Origin of the sequence: Chitinimonas sp., from assembly GCF_041904975.1 — a bacterium.
Classification (GTDB): Bacteria; Pseudomonadota; Gammaproteobacteria; order Burkholderiales; family Chitinimonadaceae; genus Chitinimonas.
This window is the reverse complement of record NZ_JAYRLZ010000040.1, coordinates 1-22,048: the sequence shown is the minus strand read 5'-3', so window position 1 is coordinate 22,048 and position 22,048 is coordinate 1. Positions and strand designations below refer to the sequence as shown.

16 protein-coding genes are annotated in these 22,048 nt (G+C 61.2%); 9 read left to right on the top strand and 7 right to left on the bottom strand.

Annotated elements, in window-relative coordinates:
- The 3 genes from ACE3OH_RS06185 to ACE3OH_RS06175 all read right to left on the bottom strand — a co-directional run.
- Positions 1-937 (bottom strand): TolC family protein (locus ACE3OH_RS06185; protein WP_374349582.1); only part of this gene is annotated, 937 nt, incomplete at its 3' end.
- A gap of 73 nt (positions 938-1,010) precedes the next feature.
- Positions 1,011-4,190 carry an efflux RND transporter permease subunit gene (locus ACE3OH_RS06180; RefSeq protein WP_374349580.1) on the bottom strand — a complete coding sequence of 1,060 codons (3,180 nt, stop codon included), beginning with the start codon at positions 4,188-4,190 and terminating at the stop codon, positions 1,011-1,013.
- Between the two features lie 203 nt (positions 4,191-4,393).
- Positions 4,394-5,587, bottom strand: a complete 1,194-nt coding sequence (locus tag ACE3OH_RS06175) for an efflux RND transporter periplasmic adaptor subunit (RefSeq protein WP_374349577.1) — start codon at positions 5,585-5,587, stop codon at positions 4,394-4,396.
- Positions 5,588-5,963: 376 nt separating this feature from the next.
- On the opposite strand from ACE3OH_RS06175, the gene ACE3OH_RS06170 reads away from it, so the two are divergent.
- Positions 5,964-6,596: a TetR family transcriptional regulator gene (locus tag ACE3OH_RS06170; RefSeq protein ID WP_374349575.1), complete on the top strand. Its 633-nt coding sequence runs from the start codon at positions 5,964-5,966 to the stop codon at positions 6,594-6,596.
- A 45-nt stretch (positions 6,597-6,641) separates the two neighbouring features.
- Here ACE3OH_RS06170 and ACE3OH_RS06165 read toward each other — a convergent pair whose 3' ends face one another.
- From ACE3OH_RS06165 to ACE3OH_RS06155, 3 genes are all read right to left on the bottom strand, one after another.
- Positions 6,642-6,785, bottom strand: a complete 144-nt coding sequence (locus ACE3OH_RS06165; protein WP_374349572.1) for a hypothetical protein — start codon at positions 6,783-6,785, stop codon at positions 6,642-6,644.
- Positions 6,786-6,946: 161 nt separating this feature from the next.
- A complete protein-coding gene (locus ACE3OH_RS06160; protein ID WP_374349570.1) occupies positions 6,947-7,891 on the bottom strand; it encodes a D-2-hydroxyacid dehydrogenase in 945 nt (314 codons plus the stop codon).
- A gap of 209 nt (positions 7,892-8,100) precedes the next feature.
- Positions 8,101-8,349 carry a hypothetical protein gene (locus ACE3OH_RS06155; RefSeq protein ID WP_374349567.1) on the bottom strand — a complete coding sequence of 83 codons (249 nt, stop codon included), beginning with the start codon at positions 8,347-8,349 and terminating at the stop codon, positions 8,101-8,103.
- An 83-nt stretch (positions 8,350-8,432) separates the two neighbouring features.
- Here ACE3OH_RS06155 and ACE3OH_RS06150 point away from each other — a divergent pair, with 83 nt between their 5' ends.
- Together ACE3OH_RS06150 and ACE3OH_RS06145 are read left to right on the top strand one after the other, a co-directional pair.
- On the top strand, positions 8,433-9,605 hold the full coding sequence (locus ACE3OH_RS06150) for a class I SAM-dependent methyltransferase (RefSeq protein ID WP_374349565.1): 1,173 nt from the start codon (positions 8,433-8,435) through the stop codon (positions 9,603-9,605).
- Positions 9,606-9,718: 113 nt separating this feature from the next.
- Positions 9,719-10,903: an RCC1 domain-containing protein gene (locus ACE3OH_RS06145; protein ID WP_374349559.1), complete on the top strand. Its 1,185-nt coding sequence runs from the start codon at positions 9,719-9,721 to the stop codon at positions 10,901-10,903.
- A 75-nt stretch (positions 10,904-10,978) separates the two neighbouring features.
- Here the strand turns inward: ACE3OH_RS06145 and ACE3OH_RS06140 are convergent, their stop codons facing one another.
- The gene (locus ACE3OH_RS06140; protein ID WP_374349585.1) at positions 10,979-11,686 is read right to left on the bottom strand and encodes a transporter substrate-binding domain-containing protein; all 708 of its coding nucleotides are present in this window, start codon (positions 11,684-11,686) and stop codon (positions 10,979-10,981) included.
- Between the two features lie 579 nt (positions 11,687-12,265).
- Here ACE3OH_RS06140 and ACE3OH_RS06135 point away from each other — a divergent pair.
- The 6 genes from ACE3OH_RS06135 to glgB form a co-directional block, all read left to right on the top strand.
- Complete coding sequence (locus tag ACE3OH_RS06135; protein WP_374349551.1) at positions 12,266-12,688, top strand: hypothetical protein; 423 nt, start codon at positions 12,266-12,268, stop codon at positions 12,686-12,688.
- On the top strand, positions 12,652-14,640 hold the full coding sequence (locus ACE3OH_RS06130) for an alkaline phosphatase (protein ID WP_374349549.1): 1,989 nt from the start codon (positions 12,652-12,654) through the stop codon (positions 14,638-14,640). The genes ACE3OH_RS06135 and ACE3OH_RS06130 overlap by 37 nt, the downstream gene beginning before the upstream one ends.
- A gap of 192 nt (positions 14,641-14,832) precedes the next feature.
- Positions 14,833-16,941: a bifunctional 2',3'-cyclic-nucleotide 2'-phosphodiesterase/3'-nucleotidase gene (locus ACE3OH_RS06125; RefSeq protein ID WP_374349547.1), complete on the top strand. Its 2,109-nt coding sequence runs from the start codon at positions 14,833-14,835 to the stop codon at positions 16,939-16,941.
- A 62-nt stretch (positions 16,942-17,003) separates the two neighbouring features.
- Positions 17,004-17,753 (top strand): tetratricopeptide repeat protein, encoded by a 750-nt coding sequence (locus ACE3OH_RS06120; protein ID WP_374349544.1) that lies wholly within the window; start codon positions 17,004-17,006, stop codon positions 17,751-17,753.
- Positions 17,754-17,838: 85 nt separating this feature from the next.
- The gene (locus ACE3OH_RS06115) at positions 17,839-19,941 is read left to right on the top strand and encodes a methyl-accepting chemotaxis protein (protein ID WP_374349542.1); all 2,103 of its coding nucleotides are present in this window, start codon (positions 17,839-17,841) and stop codon (positions 19,939-19,941) included.
- Between the two features lie 387 nt (positions 19,942-20,328).
- A partial coding sequence (gene glgB, locus ACE3OH_RS06110; RefSeq protein WP_374349541.1) for a 1,4-alpha-glucan branching protein GlgB occupies positions 20,329-22,048 on the top strand: 1,720 nt, incomplete at its 3' end.

The following is a 22,048-nucleotide window of genomic DNA, read 5'->3' as shown; positions in this document are numbered from 1 at the left end:
CGAAAAAGCCGGAAAGACTGATGCTGGGAAAGTAGCGGCGTCGCGCTTCCGATAGCTCGGCATCGGCGGCGTTGAACTGCATGGCCGCCTGTTGCACATCGGGGCGGCGGCTCAGCAGCTCGGTGGGCAGGGCGGCCGGAATATCCGGCGTGGCCGCGAGGCTATCCAGCGCGCTGCCGCGCTGGATGCTGCCTTCCACCACCTCGCGTGGCGAGCGGCCCAGCAGTACCGCCAGGGCGGTCTCGGCCTGGGAGCGTGCCGCCATCAGCTTGGGCAGGCTGGCTGCCACCGCAGCGCGCTCCGCTTCGATCAGCTTTAGCTCGTATTCACCACTGGCGCCGGCCTTGAAGCGCGCCTGCTGCACGCGCAAGGCTTCATCGCGCGTCTGCAGGGTCTTGCCGAGCAGGCTGACTTCGCTATCGAGCGCCAGCAGGCTGAAATAGCTCTTGGCGGTCTGCGCGGCCACTGCGCTACGGCTGACCTCGCGCGCATAGCCACTGGCGGCCAGTTGTGCGCGGGCGGCATCGCGCGCCAGGCTCAGCCGGCCCCACAGATCGATTTCGTAAGAGACGCCGATACCGGTCTTGTAACTGGTGCTGGCACCGCTTTGCCCCTTGGCGGTGGTTTCCTCGCTTGGCTTGCGGCGATTGGCGCTACTGCTCAGATTGGCATCGGGCAGCAGATTGATGCGGGTTTCATCCAGCACCGCCTGCGACTGGCCGATGCGCTCGGCGGCCAGCAAGACGTCGGCATTGTGGGCCAGCGCTTCATCGATCAGCTGGCTCAGGGTGGCGTCGTTCAGGCTACGCCACCAGGCATCGATACCGGCCGGCAGGCTGGCATTGGCGCTGGCGGGCAGATCGAGCTTGGCCATCGGCGGGTTAGCGGCGCAGCCGGCCAATGCCAAGGCAAGGGTGAGTGCGGCCGGGCGAATCATTTGTGTGCCAATGCCAACTAGGCGCGCCAGCGAGGCCGGGGGCTGCGCAGATGCCAAGGCTGTGGTGCTGTGCTTACTGATCATGATGACTCCCTTCAACCACGCCATATTCGTTTTCCGACTTCGGCGGCACCAACTCTTCGTTCGGCGTGCTGACGCGCCGGTCGATAATCAGCTTGTAGAACAGCGGTACAAAGAAGATGGCCAGGAAGGTGGCCGCCATCATGCCGCCCATCACGCCGGTACCGACCGAGGTACGGGCGCCGGCGCCGGCGCCGCTGCTGATCGCCAGCGGCAATACACCGAGAATAAAGGCCATCGAGGTCATGATGATCGGCCGGAAGCGCAACCGTGCCGCCTCGATGGCTGCAGCGGCAGGCGGATAGCCTTCGTGGTGCTTCATCACCGCGTATTCCACGATCAGGATGGCGTTCTTGGCGGCCAGGCCCAATAGCGTCACCAGGCCGATCTGGAAGTACACATCGTTGCTATAGCCGCGCAGCTTCACTGCCAGCAGGGCGCCGAAGATGCCGAAGGGCATGGCCAGCAGGATGGAAAGCGGCAGCGACCACTTCTCGTACTGCGCCGCCAGGATCAGGAACACCATCACCGCTGCCAGACACAGGGCAATGACTGCGGCGCTGGTCACCTTCTTTTCCTGGAAGGCGGCGCCGGTCCACTCGTAGCTGATGTCGTTGGGCAGTGCTTGTTTCGCAACTTTTTCAAACGCAGCGATTGCCTGTCCAGATGAAAAACCGGGCGTGGGCGCTCCCAACACTTTTACCGCCGGCAAGTTGTTGTACCGCTCCATGATGTCGGGCCCAGAGGTGTAGTCGACTCTGGCGAAGGCAGACAAGGGCACCATTTCCCCTCGCTGGCTGCGAACATAGATGCGACCGATGTCCTCCGGGCGCTTGCGGTAGGTCGCATCGGCGCTCATCAGCACTTGCCAGGCACGGCCGTACTTGTTGAAGTCGTTCACATAGTAGGTACCGAGTGTTCCGGCTAGGGTATTGAAGGCGTCGTTCAGCGGTACGCCCAGTGCTTTGGCGCGTTCGCGGTCTACGTTCAGGTAGAGCTGCGGTGCATTGGCATTCCAGAAGGTATGGAGACCATGGAATTGGCTACCGTTCAAGACGGGCTCTTGCGAAGCAGCACCCTTCAAGTCAGACATCGCGGCGGCAAGCGCTTTGGCGCCACCTTCCCCGCGATTTTGGAGGTAGGCTGTAAAGCCACCGGTGTTATCCAGTCCAAAAATAGCGGGTGGCGCGAAGGCAATTGCCATGGCTTCTTTAATGCCGCCAGTCTTCATAAAGAACTCGACAACGAGTGCCTTCGTATCCACGCCAGGCCGATCGTCCCAATGCTTTTGTGTGACAAAGATGGTGGCGGCATTGTTCTTGAAGCCCCCCCCGATGAAGTCCATACCCGAGAAGGCAATAACATGCTCGTTCGCTGGGTTGGATTGGATGGCAGCGACTACCTGCTTGAGCACCGCATCGGTACGCTGTAGCGACGCGCCATCGGGCAGGAACACGGCACCAATGTAATAGCCCTGATCTTCATCCGGCACCAAGGAACCCGGCGTGGCCTTCCACATGCCGGCGGTCAGCGCCACCATGCCGGCAAACAGCAACACGCCCAGCACGCCGCGCTTCATTAGAAAGGTGACGCCGTGGATATAGCGGCCGGTCATGCGCTGGAAGAAAGCGTTGAACCACAGGAAGACGCGGGCGGTCTGGCGATGCTCGGTTTTCAGGATCAGCACGCACAGCGCCGGGGTCATGGTCAGTGCCACAATGCCGGACAGCACCACGGCAATCGAGATGGTGACGGCAAACTGGCGATACAGCTCACCGGTGAGGCCACCGAGGAAGGCAATCGGCACGAATACCGAGCACAGGGTCAGCACGATGGCGATCACCGGGCCGGTTACTTCCTTCATCGCCTGCAGCGCCGCTTCGCGGGCCGGCAGGTGATTTTCGTGCATGATGCGCTCGATGTTTTCCAGCACGACGATGGCATCGTCCACCACGATACCGATGGCCAGCACCATACCAAATAGCGTCAGGGTATTGATCGAGTAGCCCAGCAGCTGCAGGCCGGCAAAGGTACCGATCAGCGACACCGGTACCGCCAAGGTGGGGATCAAGGTGGCGCGCCAGTTCTGCAGGAACAGGAATACCACCAGGAATACCAGCACCATCGCTTCGGCCAGAGTCTTGAGTACTTCATGGATCGACACCTGCACAAAGCGGGTGGTGTCGTAAGGCACCGCATAGCTCATGCCCTGCGGGAACTGCTTGGCGAGGCCGCTCATGGTGCGCTTGACTTCGTCTGCCACGTCCAGGGCATTGGCGCCCGGCTGCAGGAAGATACCCATCAGCACCGCCGGCTTGCCGTTATAGGTACCGTTGAAGTCATTGTTCTTGGCACCGAGCTCGATACGGGCAATATCCTTCAGGCGCAGCTTGCTGCCATCGGCATTGGAGCGAACGATGATGTTCTCGAACTCTTCCGGGGTGGACAGGCGACCCTTGGCGGTAACCGTGTACACCATTTCCTGGTGGCCACCATTGGGCGTCTGGCCGATCTTGCCGGCGGCGAACTGGGCATTCTGCTCGCTGATTGCCCCTGCCACTTCCTGCACGGTCACCTTGAGCTGGGTCATGCGATCGGGCTTGAGCCAGATGCGCATGGCGTAATCTTTGGCGCCGAAGATCTGCACATTGGTGGTGCCGGGGATCTTCTTGATGGCGTCCAACACATTCAGGGTGACGTAGTTGGAGGTGTAGAGGTCGGTGAACTTGCTTTCCGGCGAGTAAAACGCCAGCACCTGCAAGAAGGCGGACGAGCCTTTTTCCACCGATACGCCCTGGCGGCGCACTTCCTCGGGCAAACGGGCATCGGCCTGTTTGACCCGGTTATTGACGTTAACGGCGGCCTTGTCCACGTCAGTGCCGATTTCGAAGGTGGCGGTAATGGTGACCGCACCGTTCGAGGTCGAGGTGGACGACATATACATCATGCCTTCGAGGCCGGTAATGGCGTTTTCGATCGGCGCCGCCACCGTCTCGGCAATGGTTTCAGCCGAAGCACCGGGGTAGAAGGCGTTGATCTGCACCACGGGCGGCGAGATTTCCGGGTATTGCGCAATGGGCAGGACGCGCATCGCCGCCAGACCCGCAATCACCATGAAGATGGAGATCACGAAGGCGAAGATGGGCCTGTCGATAAAAAAGCGGGAGAACATGGGTGATTTCCTATGTGCCTTGTCCGTTTCCCTCTCCCCACGGGAGAGGGCGTGGGAGCGGGGCGAGCGGCCAGTGAAACGCCGGTGTCGCGCCCGATCCCGACACTGTTGCCGACCGGGCTGGCGTTGGCGGTGCTGTTATAAAAACACCGTACGCCTGCCCGCTACGCCGGCAGCAGAGCCTGAATCTGATTCAGCGGGGCTTACTTCGCTTTGCCGGCCGGCGGCCCCATGGGTGGCTGCTGCGCCATCTTGGCGGCTTCGGCCGCGGTTAGCGGCGTCACCGGCTGGAAGGGGAAGAAGATGCGCGCCATGCCATCGACAATCACCTTGTCGCCGGACTTGAGGCCGGACTTGATCACCCAGCCATTGCCATTGCTGCCCTCCAGCTGCACCCACTCGCCCGGTACCACGGGCGCCGGAACCGCCGCCGGTTTGCCTTCCTTGCCCTGGCCAACCGTATAGACAAACTTGCCATTCGGGCCATCGAGCACCGCACGTTGCGGCACGGCGATGGCATTGGGGCGAATCACGCCCGCCAGCACCACCCGCATGAACTGGCCCGGCGCGAGCACATTGTCGCCATTGGCAAATTCGGCACGGCTGCTAAAGGCGCCGGTATTGGCATCGGCCTTGTAATCGCTGAAGTCGAGCTTGCCGACCTGCTTGAGCATATGGCCGTCGGCCGCCTTCAGATGCACGCTGTATTTGCCATCGGGCAGCTTCAATTCGCCACTGGCCAGCTGCGCCTGCAGCTTGTTGCGATCGTCATCGGACACCGAGAAGTTCACATACATCGGATCGGTCTGCGCCATGGTGGCGAGCAGGCTGTCGCCCTGGGCATTGGCCAGCGCCCCTTCCACCTTGAGCGCGCGACCGACCACGCCATTGATCGGCGCGCGCACATCGGTGTAGCCAAGGTCGATATGGGCGGCATTGGCCTGGGCCTGAGCGGCCTTCAGGCTGGCCTTGGCCAGATCGAAGTTGGAAGCGGCGGTATCGAATTCCTGCTGGCTCACGGCCTTGGCCTCGATCAAGGGCTTGAGACGGTTGAACTCGCGCTCGGCCTGCTTGAGCCGCGCCTCGGCCGTAGCAATATTGGCATCGGCCGTGGCAGCGGCGGCGGCGTAAGTGGCCGGGTCGATGCGGAACAGCGACTGGCCGGCCTTTACCCGGCCGCCTTCCTGATACAGGCGCTTGTCGATAATGCCGGTGACCCGGGCGCGGATTTCCACCTCGCGCGAGCCGGCGGTCTGGCCGGGGTATTCGAAGTCGATGGCCACATCGCGGCTATTGACCGTTTCATACACCACCATCGGTGGCGGCATGCCGCCCGCGCCGGCGCCTTCCGGCTGGCCTTTGCCACAGGCGCTGAGCAGGGCGGCGGACACGAGCACCGTGCTCGCCAGCAGGGTAGTGCGGGGTCGTATATGGAACGCGGCAGGCATCGTATGGGACCTCTCGAATGATTGTGATGTGCGGCAAGCTTGGCAAGACACGAAATCCCAGCATAGTCGGTGAGCAATGCTACGGTTCGATTGCAGATGTCTTGCCAATACGGCGGCCCTACTGCAGCCGGGCTATACGCTTCAACAGGATTGAATGGCTGGGTTGCGAGTTTAGATACATACGCGTATGTTTGTAAACTGCGCTGTAAACAGGGTTATTGCTTTCGTCATGCTGACAGATGAGCAGTATTGGCATTTTGCCGATGATCCGCCGGAACAATTTCTATCTAACCCGCTGCCGCAGCGCCCAAGTGACAGATACATCATGGTCAGACGAACCAAAGAGCAAGCCGAACAGACCCGCGAAGCCCTGCTGGATGCCGCCGAGCAGGTATTTCATGCCAAGGGCGTGGCGCGCGCCACTCTGGATGATATTGCCCGTGCCGCCGGCCTTACCCGTGGCGCGTTTTACTGGCATTTCAAGAACAAGGCAGACATCTTTACCGCCATGTGTGATCGGGTGTCCTTGCCGATGCAGGCCATGCTCGATGTGCTGGTGGCGCATCCGGGGAGCGATCCGCTTGGTGCACTGGAGGCCAATGGCCGCGATATCCTGCGCCAGGTGGCGAGCGATCCGCGCACCTTGTGCGTGTTCGAAATCATCCTGTTCAAAACCGAGCTATCCGAAGTGGTGGCCGAGGTGATGGCGGAAGAAGCCGAACGCGCCGCACGCTGCCGGCGGCAGCTGGCGCAGGTGCTGCGCTCTGCCCAGCAGCTGGGGCAACTGCCGGTCCACCTCGATTGCGAGCTTGCCGCTTTTGCTTTGAACAGCTATCTGATCGGCTGCATTCGTGAATGGCTGGAGCTGCGTGAATTCGACCTGGCCGAACGGGCGGGCTGGCTGATGGCGATGTTCTTTGCCGGTTTACGCCACGCGCCGCCGCAAGCGGGCGGGTGATCACTTCTGTCTTGGCAGACCGGGAAACCATTTGTCGATGATTCGCTAGGCCGTGCCATCGTCGACCATGTCCTGAAATACCCGATTGATGTCTCTTTCCATATCGAGGTGCCGGGAGCGTTTGGAGAAAGACACGGTAATGTGGGTAGTACGCAGCACCAGGGTGTCGCCAAATTCCTGTTCGGCCACGCCAGGCGCCGACCGAGCAGGCTCAGGCAACCGGTAAAGGCAAGGCCGCAGGCGAGCAAAATGGCAAAGTCCAGCCGCAAGACCTGCACATGGCTGGCGCGGCCGGCATCGCCATGGCGGCTCGGTATCGGCGTCGCGCTGACTGGCTATTCCGGCTACCCTCAGCACACCAGATTGCGCGGTTGACCGCCGGCCCAGGCTTCGATATTGCCGATCAGCTGCTCGCCCAGGGCGCTCATCGCTTCGTGGCTGGCCCAGGCGATATGCGGGGTGACGATCAGATTGGGCAGCTTGGCATCGAGCAAGGCATTGCCCTGGCGCGGTGGCTCTTCGTGCAGCACATCGATGCCGGCGCCGCCGAGTCGGCCGGCGTGCAGCGCATCGAGTAGCGCCGCTTCGTCGACCAGGCCACCGCGCGCGGTATTGATCAGGATCGCATCGCGGCGCAGCAGCGCCAGCTCGGCGGCGCCGATCAGATGGCGGCTACTGGCATCGAGCGGGCAATGCAGACTGATGATGTCGGCCTGCGCCAGGCCCTCAACAAACGGCGTGTAGCCAGGGCGGCAGATGGTGGCCTGCTTGCGCTCAAGCTGTACGATTTTCATGCCGAATGCTTGCGCCAGCCGGGCGGTGCCCTGGCCCAGCGCGCCATTGCCGACGATGGCCAGGGTGCGGCCATGCAAATCGCGGATGGCTGGTCCGAACAGGCAGAAATGCGGCGATTGCTGCCAGGCTCCCGCTGCCAGCTGTTGGCGGTAAGCCGCTAGCTGGCGCATCAGGGCCAGCATCAGCATCAGCGCGTGCTCGGGCACGCTGTGATCGGCATAGCCACGGATATTGCAGACCGCCACGCCATGCTGGCGTGCGGCAAGCAGGTCGATATGGTTGACACCGGTGGCAGCCACCGCAATCAGCTTGAGGCGGGGCAGGGCGGCGATGGTCGCAGCGTCGAGCACCACCTTGTTGCTGATCAGCACTTCGGCATCGCGGGCGTGCACGCCCAGTTGTGCGGGTGAGGTGGCTGGGTAGTCACGCCACTGGTGCGGCAGCGCTGGGCTGCGCAAGGTAACCGGCAGGCTGGCGCGATCGAGGAAAACGATGTGCATGGCGTGGCTCAAGGCAAGACAGGCCGGCCATTATGCCCTGCCGCGATCAAGCCTGCGGCCTGGCTGGGCATCGAAATCGAGCGGGAATTGCCTAGCTTGGCCCGGGCGGCTGTGGCGGCCGTTCTTTTCGTGTGACGCGTACACCGGCGCGGGAATCCTTTCGCGCCGACCTCGCCGGAAAATTGGTCGGGCGAGGAACGGCCGGTTGATTACCCGGCGATATTTTTTGCATATATGAATTGTGTTGATTGTTTAGGCGCGCGGGCAGCTTGGCGGTTGTGGCGTAAATCCGGAAGGGAATCGCGGGCAATAGCAGCAAGGAAGAGGAGGCGGTCCAGGCCTTTGCCCTGGCTGGCGAAGCATGCAATGAATAAAACGAACAGTGCAGCTTTGCGCATATTGATTTCATATACGACGGCTCGTTCGGTCGGTTTATTGTCGCGACTTTGCAGCAGCATGGAGCGCCGACTTCCGGCTTGCTTGGTTGTTGTGCCCGATTGGGTATGATGCCGCGGGCCCTCAAACACAAAGTGAGCCAGACGTGAATATCCTCGATGCCTATGTACTCAAGCCACCAGCCGCGCAAAACATCATCGATCTGTTCGACGGTGAATGGTCGACCGCCATGCCGCCGGCCTCTGGCCTGCAGTCCAGGCCAGGCACGGCCACGCTGTTTCAGGCACCGCAGGTGCAGATGGCGGCCGAGCTGTTCGGTGGCTTTGCTGGCAAGACCGTCCTTGAGCTGGGGCCGCTGGAAGGCGCTCACTCCTATATGTTGCAGCAAGGCGGCGCGGCTAGCGTAACGGCCATCGAGGCCAACTCGCGGGCCTTTTTGAAGTGCCTGTGCATCAAGGAAGTATTCAAACTGGACCGGGTGCAGTATCTGCTGGGCGATTTCGTCAGCTATCTGCGCGATACCTCGCAGCGCTTCGATATTGCCTTGGCCAGCGGTGTGCTCTACCACATGCAGGATCCGCTGGAACTTTTGAGCCTGCTGGCGAAAGCCAGCGATAATATCGTGTTGTGGACCCATTACTACGATGCCGAGGTGCTCAATGCCAATCCGCGCTTGCGCAAGAAGTATTCGCCATTGCAAGACGGCGAGCGCAATGGCTTCAGCTATCAATGGGTGGTGCAGTCCTATGAGGAATCATTGAATTGGTCAGGGTTTTGTGGCGGCTCGGCTGAAACCAGTGTGTGGCTGACCCGGCAATCCATTGTCGATTATCTGGCGGTATTGGGTTTTATCGATGTCCGGGTGGCTTACGATGCACCTCACCATCAAAATGGCCCTTCGTTTGCGGTATTTGCTTCGCGTCAACCCATGCAGCATTGCCGGGCTTTATCCATTACCCATTATTTTCGCGCTGAATTGAATGAAGTTGTCTGGCAAGACAATTCCTTGAATATGCAAATCGCTTTACAAGCGCTTGCTGGCGGCGATGCTGCCGACGCCGGCATGTATATCGGCGTCGAGCTCGATGGCAAGCTGCTGATCGCTGAGGATGCCGGTTTGCAGGCACTTGATGGCGTACCGCCATCGCCAGCACCGTTGCGCAAGCTGGCACGCCACAATCATCAGCTGTCGCTATCGCTGCCTTGCCCGGTGCGGCCTTCGGCCATTTATATCGGTTTTGGCAATAGCCTCGAACACGTGCAGCAGCATGCCGCCTGGGGCCGTATCGAACTGGATGAGTTTGCCCAGCCTGTCTGATCTGTGATGTGCATCACAGCGCCAGCTGGCTGGCGTCGCTATTCTCTGCCTCCTCAGATGGCGCTGCCGTGGGCGGGCCGTCTGAATACCCGCAGTGCGGGAAGGAGAATGGCGTGTCGGTATGGACTGATCTTGTTCGATTGCGAGGCTGGCCGGATGTTTTGGGCATAGCCTTGCTCTGGTTTGCTGCTGTGCCCTTGGGCGCCGCACCATCGGTAGCGGCGGGGGCCGAGCACAGTGTATTTGTTCAGGCTGATGGCAGCTTGTGGGCATGGGGCGCCAACGGCGCGGGACAGTTAGGCGAAGGCGGCAAGCAAGATCGCAGTGCGCCGCAACGCATTGCGACAGGCTATACCAGCGTCGCCTGTGGGCAGAACTACACCCTGGCCATCAAACGCGATGGCAGTTTGTGGGCCTGGGGCGACAATTTCTGGGGTCAGCTGGGCGACGGCAGCAATACGGCGCGCAGCAGCCCGGTTCTGATCGGTAGCGGTTACAGCCAGGTAGCCACCGGTGGCGGCCACACGCTGGCGCTACGTAGTGATGGCGCGTTGTGGGCCTGGGGCTGGAATGGCAATGGCCAGCTGGGTGATGGCACTACAATCAGCCGCAATGCGCCGGTATTGATCGGGCACGGCTTTGTGCGCATCGCGGCCGGTGCGAATCATTCCCTGGCAATACGCAAGGATGGCAGCCTGTGGGCCTGGGGCAGCAATGCGTTGGTCAGCGGCAACCTGCTCGGTTCGTCCATCCGGCAATGCACGGGCCAGCTTGGCGATGGCGGATGTAGCGATCAGCTGCGGCCGGTTCCGGTGGGGGCGCCGTTTAGCCAGATTGCAGCCGGAGACAACTTTAGCCTGGCAATACGCAGCGATGGCAGCTTGTGGAGCTGGGGCGCGAACAACTTTGGCACCGATGGCAGCCGCTCCGGTCTGTTGGGTGATGATTCCGGCTTGGCACGCAACCGTCCACTGAAGATCGGTGAGGGCTACAGCCAGGTCAGCGCGCGTGGGGAGCATGCGGCGGCCATCACTACGCAAGGCGTGCTGATGGCTTGGGGAAACAATGCCGAGGGCGCGGTGGGCGATGGCAGCAATGTCGATCGCGGCGTGCCGGTCGTGGTAGGTGAGGGTTTTGTCCTGGTTGCGGCAGGCTACAACCATATGCTGGCTATCAAGCGAGATGGCAGCCTGTGGGCCTGGGGGAGCAATTTTGCCGGCGCGCTCGGCACTGGTGCTGATCCGGCCAAGGTGCGCTATGCGCCGGTGCAGATCTGGCCGCAAAAGTCGCCGCCCTGATCGCCGCCAAGCTTTTGTATGTGTGCCAATGAAACAGGCCCCGCTACGACGGGGCCCGTTTGTTAATACGCTTGATCAGCGGGTAATGGTAAAGGTGCGCGGAATCGGTACTTCGCCATTCGGGCCGAACCATCTTTCGTAGATCTTCGCTGTTTCGCCCGATTTCTCCAGGGCCAGCAAGGCATCATCGATTGCCTGCTTGAGGCCTTTTTCCTTTTTGCGAATGCCGACGGCGTAGATCTTTACATCGAGCGGAAACGGCGAGTATTCGAATTGTTTCTTGTTCTGCACCTTCGATTGCAGCTCGTACAGGATAGGCATCGACGCCGCCACGCCATCTACCAGTCCTGCATTCAATTGCTTGATCAGATCGGGTTTGTCGGGAACCGATACCAGATGGGTGCTCTTGTAGCGCTTCTTGAATTCGGCTTCCAGGCTGGAGCCGCTATTGATGGCAATGGTGGCGCCGTTCAGATCCGGTAAATCCTTGAATTTGCCGACCTTGCCATAGATACGCTCTTCAGCAACGAAATAGCCCAGGCTGAAGTCGATCTCTTTCTCGCGTTCATCGGTCTTGGCAAAATCGGCCACGATAATATCGACGGTGCGATCTTTCAGAAAAGGCAGGCGCTGATCTGATTCCAGCGTTTTCAGATCGGCCTTGACGCCAAGCTGCCTGGCGATGGCGAGCGCCATATCGATATCAAAGCCCTTGACCGTTTTTGTAGCCGGGTCCAGCAGCGAGAATGGCGGGGAGCTTCCTTGATACCGATCTTGATTGATTTTGCCTGCTTGATCTGTGCCAGATCATCGGCATTGGCGAGCAGGGCAAGCAGACTCAGACCGAGAATAATGAAATTTCGCATGGGAGCAATCCAGTCAGGTGATTTACATCATTGCAACTAAGGGTATAGGCAAGGATTTGCCATTCCACCACTGATTTGCAGTTCAGGTGGTGTCGGGAGATGTTGGGCCGGCGCGCGCCCGAAACGCGGACCGGCTCGCACCGGGAGCGGCGTTGTGCTGACCTGGGTGAGAAGTCCGGCGCGGGAGAAATGGCTTGATTGTGCGATCAAGCAGGTGCACGGAAATCCCTTGGCGGCCGCATTGTACGGGGCAAAAACCGCAATATGCAATTGGCATTCACGGGTTTGCAATCAGAATCCTGTAATGTTGCGGCAATAAAGTCTGTTGGATTCATTCTGAATGCAGTGTTTTTTGTCTGCTTGCTTGCTGTCTGTTGTATCGCTCTCCAGCATTGCCCACGGCACTATCGCAGCCAGGCCGGTGCCGGCTGCACTGGCTGATAGACCTCACACTGAGCCGGGTTTTGCAGAACTGCGCTTTTCAGATATGTACCGCATGCCGATCGGCCCGCGTGGCCTTGAGCCGAGTGCGCGCTTGTTGGCGCTCGACGGTCAGCGGGTCAGCATCAGCGGCTTTATGGTCAATGAAGAGCGGCCGGTGCCCGGGCGGCTGATCTTTGCGCCGGTGCCGGTCATGCTGGCCGCCGAGGATGAGCCACAGGCCGATGATCTGCCGGCAACGGCGATCTATGTCCACTTTCCGTTGATGATGGCACCGCCGCAGCTGGCCGGCCGTATGCGCCTGTCTGGTCACTTGCGGCTGGCCGCCCATGCGGAGGCCGATGGCCGCGTGGCGCAGGTCCAGCTTGAACTTGATCCGGCGCCACTGGCTGCGCTGCTGTGTCCGACCATTCCCGCTACTCCCCTGTACAAGGAAATTTCATGCCGCATCTGTACCGATCCCTCCTTGGCGTGCTGATCACCATCAGCTTTGCCGAGGCGGCTCCGACCATTACGCGCCTGACGCCGCCGTCCGAGCTATTCAGCAGCGGTCGTGAGGCGCCAGTCATCGCCCGCTTTTTGCCGGACCAGCGCTTTGATCTGCAAGCCACGGTGCGGCCTGATGCTGGTCAGTCCATTACCGGCTTCGAGTTTGCAGTGGATGGCAAGGCGATCAAGGTCGCGGCAGAGCGGACCAGCAAGGTGACTGAAGGCCTGGTCAAGGATATGCCGGCCGGAACGACGGTCGTGTCCCTGCGTGCCTTTAGCCACACCGTGCCGGGCGTACATGGCCTGAGCCTGACTGCCACCCAGTCCGATGGCCAGACCGTGACGGCCCGGGGCAATTTCGAGGTGGTGGCGCTCAATGGCAAAAACGGCAAGCCGGCGCGCAATGTCATCATCCTGCTTGGCGACGGCATGGGCGCCACCCACCGTACTGCTGCCCGCATCATGGCCGAAGGCTATGGCCAGGGTAAGGCACGCGGCCGGCTCGCCATGGATACCTTCCCCTATACCGGCATGGTGATGACTTCATCGCTCAATGCCATCGTTACCGACTCCTCGCCCGGCATGTCCAATTATGTGACCGGCAACAAGGCGGCGAATAATCAGGAAGGCGTATGGCCCGACGATACGGTCGATGCATTCGATAACCCACGCGTCGAGTATCTGTCTGAATACTTGCATCGCAAACATGGCAAGGCGCTTGGCATCGTCACTACCGCCGATGTGTTCGATGCCACGCCGGCCGCGAACGCCGTGCATACCGCCGATCGCGGCTTCGGCACCGGCATCGCCGACCAGTATCTCGATGATCGCAAGCTCACCGGTCTGACCGTGCTGATGGGCGGCGGGCGCAAGTGGTTCCTACCCAATTCAGGCGATAGCGTAAAGCCGCAGCCGGCTAATGGTTCGCAGCGCACTACCCGCAATGACTATGTGCTGCCGGCCGATATTGTCGCTGGCTGGGGCGCGGCGCCCGGCGCCAAGGATCCGCAGCGCGATCTGATCGATGATTTTCAGAAGGCCGGTTTTGCCTACGCCAGCGACTACGCCAATCTGAAAGCCTATGCACCCAAGGCCGACAAGCTGCTGGGCCTGTTTGCCTACTCCAATATGAATGTCGCCTATGACAAGATCGGCGGGCGGCGCGGCAGCAGCAGTGTGGTCAATGACTATGGCTTTCCTGACCAGCCCATGCTCGATGAAATGGCCAGTGCGGCACTGACGGTGCTGGCGAAGCAGCCCAAGGGCTTTTACGCCATGATCGAGGGCGCATCCATCGACAAGCAGTCGCATCTGATGGATAGCGACCGCTGGATCATGGAAACCCTGGAGTTTGATCGGGCAGTGAAGGTGGCGCAGGACTTCGCCAAGAAAAACCCCGATACGCTGGTAATCGTCACCGCTGACCATGAATGCTCGGGTGCCGCCATTATCGGCGCGGCAACCATCAGCAATGCGCAGCTGCGCTCGAAGATCGGCACCGGCACCAAGGATGCGCAGCGCGACGAGGTGGTGGGCGTGTATGAAGCGTCCGGTTTTCCTCAGTACAAGATGCTGGCAGATGGCTATCCGGAAACCACCGACATCGACCGCAAGATGCTGATCGGCTATGGCGCCAATGCCGACCGCTACGAAACCTGGCTGGCCAATGCCACGCCCACGCAAGACAGCCAGCAGCCCTTTGTCGGCAAGGAACCGTTGAAGAACTACCCGGCCAACCCGAATGTGCGCAACCAAGGCCAGGGCTTTCTGATCACCGGCCAGGTGCCGGGCCAGCAGGCGGTACATACCGCGACCGATGTGCCCTTGTCGGCGTTCGGCCGTGGCGCCCATTTGTTCACCGGGGTGTTCGACAATACCGAGGTGTTTTTCAAGATCGGCCAGATCGTTGCGGGTGGCGCCGGCAAGCCGCAGGCTGATTGATGGTTTGAAGTGGCAGCAGTGGCGAAGCAGACAAACCCGCGCAAGCGGGTTTGTTTTTGCCTGCCGTGTCTGCGCACCATGGTGCGCCAGGCTTGTATGCGCGCATTCGCAAAATGCACGGACCATGAAATGTGGCGGAAATAATCAGCCTTCACCATGGGCGACCTTTTGTTTCCTTGCCGATTGAACAACATGTACAAGATAAGCTTGCTCGCTATTGCGGTTGCCGTGGCTCTGGGCGCGTGCAGCAGCGATAGCCCGAGCACTGCCGTAAATAGCGGAATTGCCGAAGGCACCACGGTCCAGTTTGCCTTGCTGGAAACCACCGATATCCACTCGAATGTGCTCAGCTACAACTACTACTCGCTGGCCGCTGACACCAGCCTGGGCCTCGAGCGTACGTCGACCTTGATCCAGGCAGCGCGGAAAGAGAACCCGAACAATGTGCTGCTGGACGATGGCGACACCATCCAGGGCACCTTGCTGGGCGACTATCAGGCCGTGGCGGCGCCTATCGGCTGCAGCAGCACCCTGGCGGTACACAAGGCGATGAATGCGCTGGGCTATGACGGCGGCGGCTTGGGTAACCATGAATTCAACTACGGTCTGGGTTTTCTGAGCCAGGTGACCAACACCGATCTGGGCGTGGCCGGTGTGCAAAAGCCGGCTGGCAATTGCGGCGCGCCGTCCTTCCCGCTGGTGCTGACCAATGTCAACGGCGTGGACAGCAAGAAGCCGATCTTCCAGCCCTATGCGCTCATTCCCAAGGTGTTCGCTGCCAATCTGCCCGATGGCACGCCGACTACGGTGCGCCTCAATGTCGGCATCATGAGCTTTGTACCGCCGCAGATTCTGGACTGGGATCAGAAGAATCTCGCCGGCAAGGTGTATGTGAACGGCGTGCAGGAATCGGCCAAGCAATATGTGCCGGAACTGCGCAGCAAGGGTGCCGATGTCGTGGTGGCCCTGTCGCACGGCGGCCTCGATGCCAGCCCCTATAGCCCGAAGATGGAAAACGCCAGCCTGCATCTGGCCGACAAGAGTGTAGGCATCGATGCCTTGATGATCGGCCACTCGCACCTGATCTTCCCCAAGGGCAAGGAAGCGGGCGCCGCGGCGCTCGATGCCTCGTTTACTGCGCTACCGGCCAGCGCCAATGTCGATGCCATCAATGGCTTCGTCAATGGCGTGCCGACGGTGATGGCGCAGAGCTGGGGCCGTCGCCTCGGCATCATCAAGATGACCATGAAGTATGTCGGCGGCAAGTGGCAAACCGTGCCGGACAAGACCTCGGTCGAGTCGCGCGGCTTCAAGTACACCGATGGCAAGACGATTGTCGATGGCGACCCGGCCATTGCCAACCTGGTGGCCAATGAGCACAACGCCACCATCGCATACGCCAAGCAGCCGCTGGGCGCCAAGACCGATTTCCAGATGTCGGCCTATTTCTCGCTGGTGGGCGATGTCAGCGCCATCCAGCTGGTGAACCAGGCGCAGATCGACTACGTGAAGAACTTTATCGCGAAGAGCGCCGATGCCACGCTGCAAAGCTACAAGAGCATTCCGGTGATCTCGTGCAGCGCGCCGTTCAAGGCCGGCCGCAATGGCCCGACCGACTTTACCGATGTCGCCCCGGGCGCCAGCCCTGCGGCGCCGGTCGATTTGCAGATTCGCAATCCGGGCGATTTGTACCTGTACAGCAATAACAATCTGCAGGCAGTTAAGATCAAGGGTTCCGACCTCAAAGCCTGGCTGGAAACGGCCGCCAAGCAGTTCGGCCAGATCGATCCGAGCAAGAGCAGCGAGCAGGATCTGGTACCGAGCTACGGCACCATTTACAACTACGATGTGTTCTATGCCGAAGGCAATGCGCTGCAATACCAGATCGACGTCACCAAGCCGGCGGGCAGCCGCATTGTCGGGCTGACTTACGCCGGCAAGGCGGTGGCCGATGGCGACGACTTTATCGTGGCGACCAATGACTATCGCGCCGGCGGTGGCGGTAACTTCCCGGGCATCGATGGCAGCAAGACCATCATCAAGTCGCCCGATGCCAACCAGGCCGTGGTCAGCGACTATCTGATCAAGCTGGGCAAGCAGACCGGCAAGGTCAGCCTGGCCGCCAATGGCAATGGTCGCAGCTGGAGCTTCGTCAAGACCAAGACTGCCGGCCCGGTGGTCCTGCGCTCGGCACCAGGTCAGCTGGCCGTGGCCAAGGCAGCCGGCCTTGCACTGGTGACCGGTGAAGGTAGTCTGGACGCCAGCGGCTATGCCCGTTACGCGATTGATCTGAGCAAGTAATAATCTGTCGTGCCTGGGCGCCCCTTGCTTGCATGGGGCGCCTTTTCATTGGACATGCCTGTATGCCGCAACGTATTCCGACTTCACCCTTCCTGTTTGCCGGCTTGATTGCCCTGGCGCTGGCCGCTTGCGCTCCGGTGGATTCGCACATGCCTACATCGGCCGAAATCGAATCCACCGGCTTGCTGGCCGGGCCCGGCCGACAAGCCGATGCCGAGGCGCGACTGCTGCGCTGGGCAGAGCGCGGCGATGCTGTGGCCATGCGTGAGCTGGCCCTGGTCTATCTGGCAAGACCGGCGCAGCAGAGCGAGGCCATGCGCTGGCTGCAGCGCGGTGCCGAGGCCGGTGATGACGAAGCGGCCTTCCAGCTGGCCGAGCAGCTGCGCGTGCCGGCGCATGGCCGCCAGGCAGATCTGCCACGTGCCTGGCAGTGGTATCGCTACGCGGCCGAGCACCAGCATGCCAAGGCCGCCCTGGCGCTGGCGCGGATGGCACGCAATGGCGACGGGGTGGTGCGTGACCTGAAGCTGGCAGCGCAATGGCTGCAGTTCGCCAGCGACCATGGCAATGCCCAGGCCATGTTCCTGCTATCGAATGCCTATCTGGCCGGCGAGGGTGTGCCGCGCAACCCGCTCATGGCACGCCATCTGCTGGAGCGCTCGGCGGAGCGCGATTATCCGGTGGCGATCCAGGCGCTGGCGCTGGCAGTGCAGGGTGGCGATCTGCTGATCCCCAAGGACGAGGTGCGCGCCGGCCATTTGCTGAAAGAAGCCAGCGAAGAGCGGCGCAATCGCTGGAATAGCTACAACTGATGCCGGGTTCGCCAGCCTGATTTCTGGCGTAGCCGGCAATTGCTGCTAGGTTTAGACGGCATGCGCTGATGCCGGGCTGGCTGCGGTGCTGCGTACTTTCCTGATCAGTGATGGGGGCGGCATGTTCGAGAACTGGCAGTTGCGCACCAAGGTCGTGTCGGCGGCAGCCTTAGCCATTAGCGCTGGCTTTGGCCTGATGATCTGGCTGATCGCCGATGGCGTCTATCGCGACGCCGAACGGGTGGGGCTGGAGCGTGCTGCCGAGCAGGCCGTCGATTATGCCCATCGGGTGGAAAGTGTATTTGCGGTCGGCTATTCGCTGCCCAGGCATCTGGCCGATGTGGTGCAGAGCCTCAAGGGCGAGCATTTTCCGCCTCGCAAGGCAGTGGACCAGATGATTATCCATCTGCTGGAGGGGGTGCCGGAGGCATCCGGCCTGTGGCTGTTGATGGAACCGAACGCGCTGGACAATCGCGATGCCGAATATGCCAGCCAGTTTCCGATCTACGATCCGACCGGGCGCTATATGCCCTATATGACGCGATCGGGTGACAAGGTAGCGCAAGACAAGATGATCGACGAAAAGGAGCTGAAGCGGGCCGAGGCGTTCAAGGATCATCCTGGTGACTACAAGCCAGCGTACGAGCAGGCCGGCTGGGGTGACTTCTATTTCGTACCCAAGCAGCGCGGCCGCGATACCGTCACCGAGCCGGCACCGTATGATGTGCAGGGCAAAAGCGTGCTGATGTCGTCCCTGACCGTGGCCATGCGTGACAAGGCCAATCAATTCATCGGCCTTGCAGCGGTCGATCTGCCGCTGGGCAATCTGCAAAGCAGCTTCAGCAAGTTCAAGCCATTCGGCGTCGGCCAGCTCACCCTGGTGTCATCCGGTGGCCTGTATGTGGTGCACAGCGATGACAAGCTGCTGGGCAAGCCGGTCGATCCGGCCAGGGTGCCAGCTGGCTTTCTCGACAATATTCGCGCCGGCAAGGCATTTGACTATGAGCGCGACGGGCTCGTCCATGTGTGGCGCCCCATTACCCTCGGCAATTCCGGCCAGTTTTGGGGGCTGGGTGTATCCGTGCCGCGCGCAGTGATCGTGGCCGATGCCGTGCGTGCCCGCAATCAGGCGATCGGCATCGGCGTGGTTGCCGCCTTGCTGATTCTGGCAAGTATAGGCGTGCTGCTGACCGTGCTCACCCGGCCGCTGGCGCGTCTGGCGCAGGCGATGGAAACCCTGGCCAGTGGCGAGGGCGACCTGACCCGGCGGCTGGAGGTGCTGAGCCAGGATGAAATCGGCCGCACCAGTGAAGCATTCAACCGCTTTATGGGCCGGCTGCGCGATATGTTCGTGCAGGTGCGCGAGCAGAGCGAGTCGGTTGGCCTGGCAGCGGAGCGCTTGTCCAGCAATGCCGAATCGGTCGAACGTGCATCCGGCCAGCAGGCCGAGGCGGCCACCGCTACGGCGGCCAGTGTCGAGCAGGTAACGGTGAGCATCCAGCATATCGCCGATACCGCGCGCGACTTCGAGCAGAGCGCGCTCAATACCGGCAAGGCGAGCAGCGGCGGCCAGAAGATGGTGGCACATACCGCCGATGAGATCGACAAGGCCAATCAGAGCATGGATGCGCTGGGCGCCACCATGGAGAATCTGGCGCGGCAATCGGCCAAGGTCGACAGCATTGTCCAGGTAATCAAGGATATTGCCGACCAGACCAATCTGCTGGCGCTCAATGCCGCCATCGAAGCAGCGCGCGCTGGTGAGCAGGGGCGCGGGTTTGCGGTGGTGGCTGATGAAGTGCGCAAGCTGGCGGCACGCTCGGGCGAGGCGACCGTGGAAATCGCCCAGATTGTGGCGGAAATCCAGAGCGGCATTCATAGCTCCGGAAGCGATATGCAGGCCACCCGCGCCCAGATTGCCAAGGGCGTGGCCAGTTCACGCGAGGCCGCGCAGGCAATTGGTGCCGTGAACGAAGAAACCGGCCGCCTGGTCGGTGGCGCGGTGGAAATTGCCGACTCGACCCGCGAGCAGGCTGCCGCCAGTACCGATATCGCCCGCAATATCGAGCGCATCAGCAATGAAGCGCAAAGCAATAGCCTGGCGGTGGCCGATATGGCCGACGCGGTGGTGCAGCTGGAAAGCCTGTCGCGCAGCCTGAAGGAGCTGGTAGGGCGTTTCCGCGTGTAGCCGCTTGTCTGTGAAGTGATTCACTCTTGAAAAGATCAGGGACGGGTCACCCCGTCCCTGATCTTCATTGCTCCGCCATCGTGCGCTATTTGGCGGTTTTCCTGCCACTGCTGACTCTGCTGCTTGGCACCATGCTGCGGTCCGTAACACCTTATCGGTTTGCGCTGGGGGAAGTTGAGCCGTAGCCAATCTGCCATCTGCAGGTAAAACCATTGCAACAAAAGCGACGCACACTGCGCGCCACGCGTCGCCGTCGTTTGCGCGATCGTGGCTTAAGCCTGGACGAGCCCGAGGAACCAGGCACCAATGCTCAAAAAATGTCGGCCTTGAGGCCGACATTTTCTTATGCCCGCCAGCAGGCGCAAAAAAGCTGTCTACCATGTAACGATGGTAAATCCAGACAATACAGACAGCAGCGGGCTCAGCCATTGGGATATCGAGGCGATCTGTCGCGGCGAGCATGGCGATGCCTTTTCGGTACTGGGCCTGCATGGTGGCGGCCAGCATCTGGTCGCGAGGGCCTGGTTGCCCGAGGCGGACGAGGTTGGTCTGCTCGATGCGATAGACGGCCATCTGTTGTGTCGCCTGGCTCCGATTGATCCGCGCGGACTGTTTGCCGCCATCGTGCCGCGCCATGCCAGACCGTTTGCCTACCGGCTGGAAGTGCGCTGGGGGGCGTCTCACCAGCTTATCGATGATCCTTACCGCTTTGCGCCACTGCTGACGGCCGATGAAGCCTGGTTGCTGGCCGAGGGCAATCATCGCCGCGCCTGGCGCAGCCTGGGCGCACATCTACGCGAAATCGAAGGTGTGGCCGGTGTGGCATTTGCCGTATGGGTGCCCAATGCCAAGCGTGTCTCGGTGGTGGGCGACTTCAATTTCTGGGATGGTCGCCGCCATCCGATGCGTCATCGGCGCGAATGCGGGGTGTGGGAAATCTTCCTGCCCGGCGTGCTGCCTGGCGCCTGTTACAAGTACGAGGTGCTGGACTGGGAGGGGGTGATCACCCAGAAGGCCGACCCCTATGCGTTTGCCGCCGAGTTGCGCCCCAATACCGCCTCGCTGGTGGCCGAGCTACCGGCAGCCGGCGCGCCGGCGCAGCGGCGCAGCGATGTTGATCAGCCCGTATCCATCTACGAGGTGCACCTGGGCTCCTGGCGGCGCCGTGCCGATGGCGGCTGGCTCAGCTACCGCGAGCTGGCCGACACCCTGATTCCCTATGTGCAGGACCTCGGCTTTACCCATATCGAGCTGATGCCGGTCAGCGAGCATCCATTCGATGGCTCCTGGGGCTACCAGCCGACTGGCCTGTTTGCGCCGACCTCGCGCTTTGGCAGCCCGTGCGACTTTCGCGCCTTGATCGATGCCGCCCATGCCGCTGGCCTTGGCGTGATCCTCGACTGGGTGCCCGGTCACTTTCCGACCGATCGCCATGGCTTGGCCAGCTTTGATGGCACCCATCTGTATGAACACGCCGACCCGCGGGAAGGCTATCACCGCGACTGGCATACCCTGATCTACAACTGGGGCCGGCGCGAGGTGGCGAATTTCCTCGGTGCCAATGCGCTGTTCTGGCTTGAGCAATATGGTGCGGATGGTTTGCGCGTCGATGCGGTGGCCTCGATGCTGTATCGCGACTACAGCCGGCCGGAAGGCGAGTGGCTGCCCAATGCCCACGGCGGCCGCGAGAATCTGGAAGCCATCGCCTTCTTGCGCCAGACCAATCGCTGGGTGGGGCTAGAGCGGCCCGGCGCGGTGATGCTGGCGGAGGAATCGACGGTCTTCCCCGAAGTATCGCGGCCGGCCGAGCAAGGCGGACTCGGTTTTCACTACAAATGGAATATGGGCTGGATGCACGACACCCTGGCCTATATGCGCCAGGACCCGCTGTTCCGTCGCCATCACCATGAAGACATGACCTTTGGCATCAGCTATGCCTTTTCGGAAAACTATGTACTCCCGCTATCGCATGACGAGGTGGTGCATGGCAAAGGTTCGCTGATCGCCAAAATGCCTGGCGATGACTGGCAACGCTTCGCCAATCTGCGCGCCTATTTCGGCTGGATGTGGACCCATCCGGGCAAGAAGCTCCTGTTCATGGGCGGCG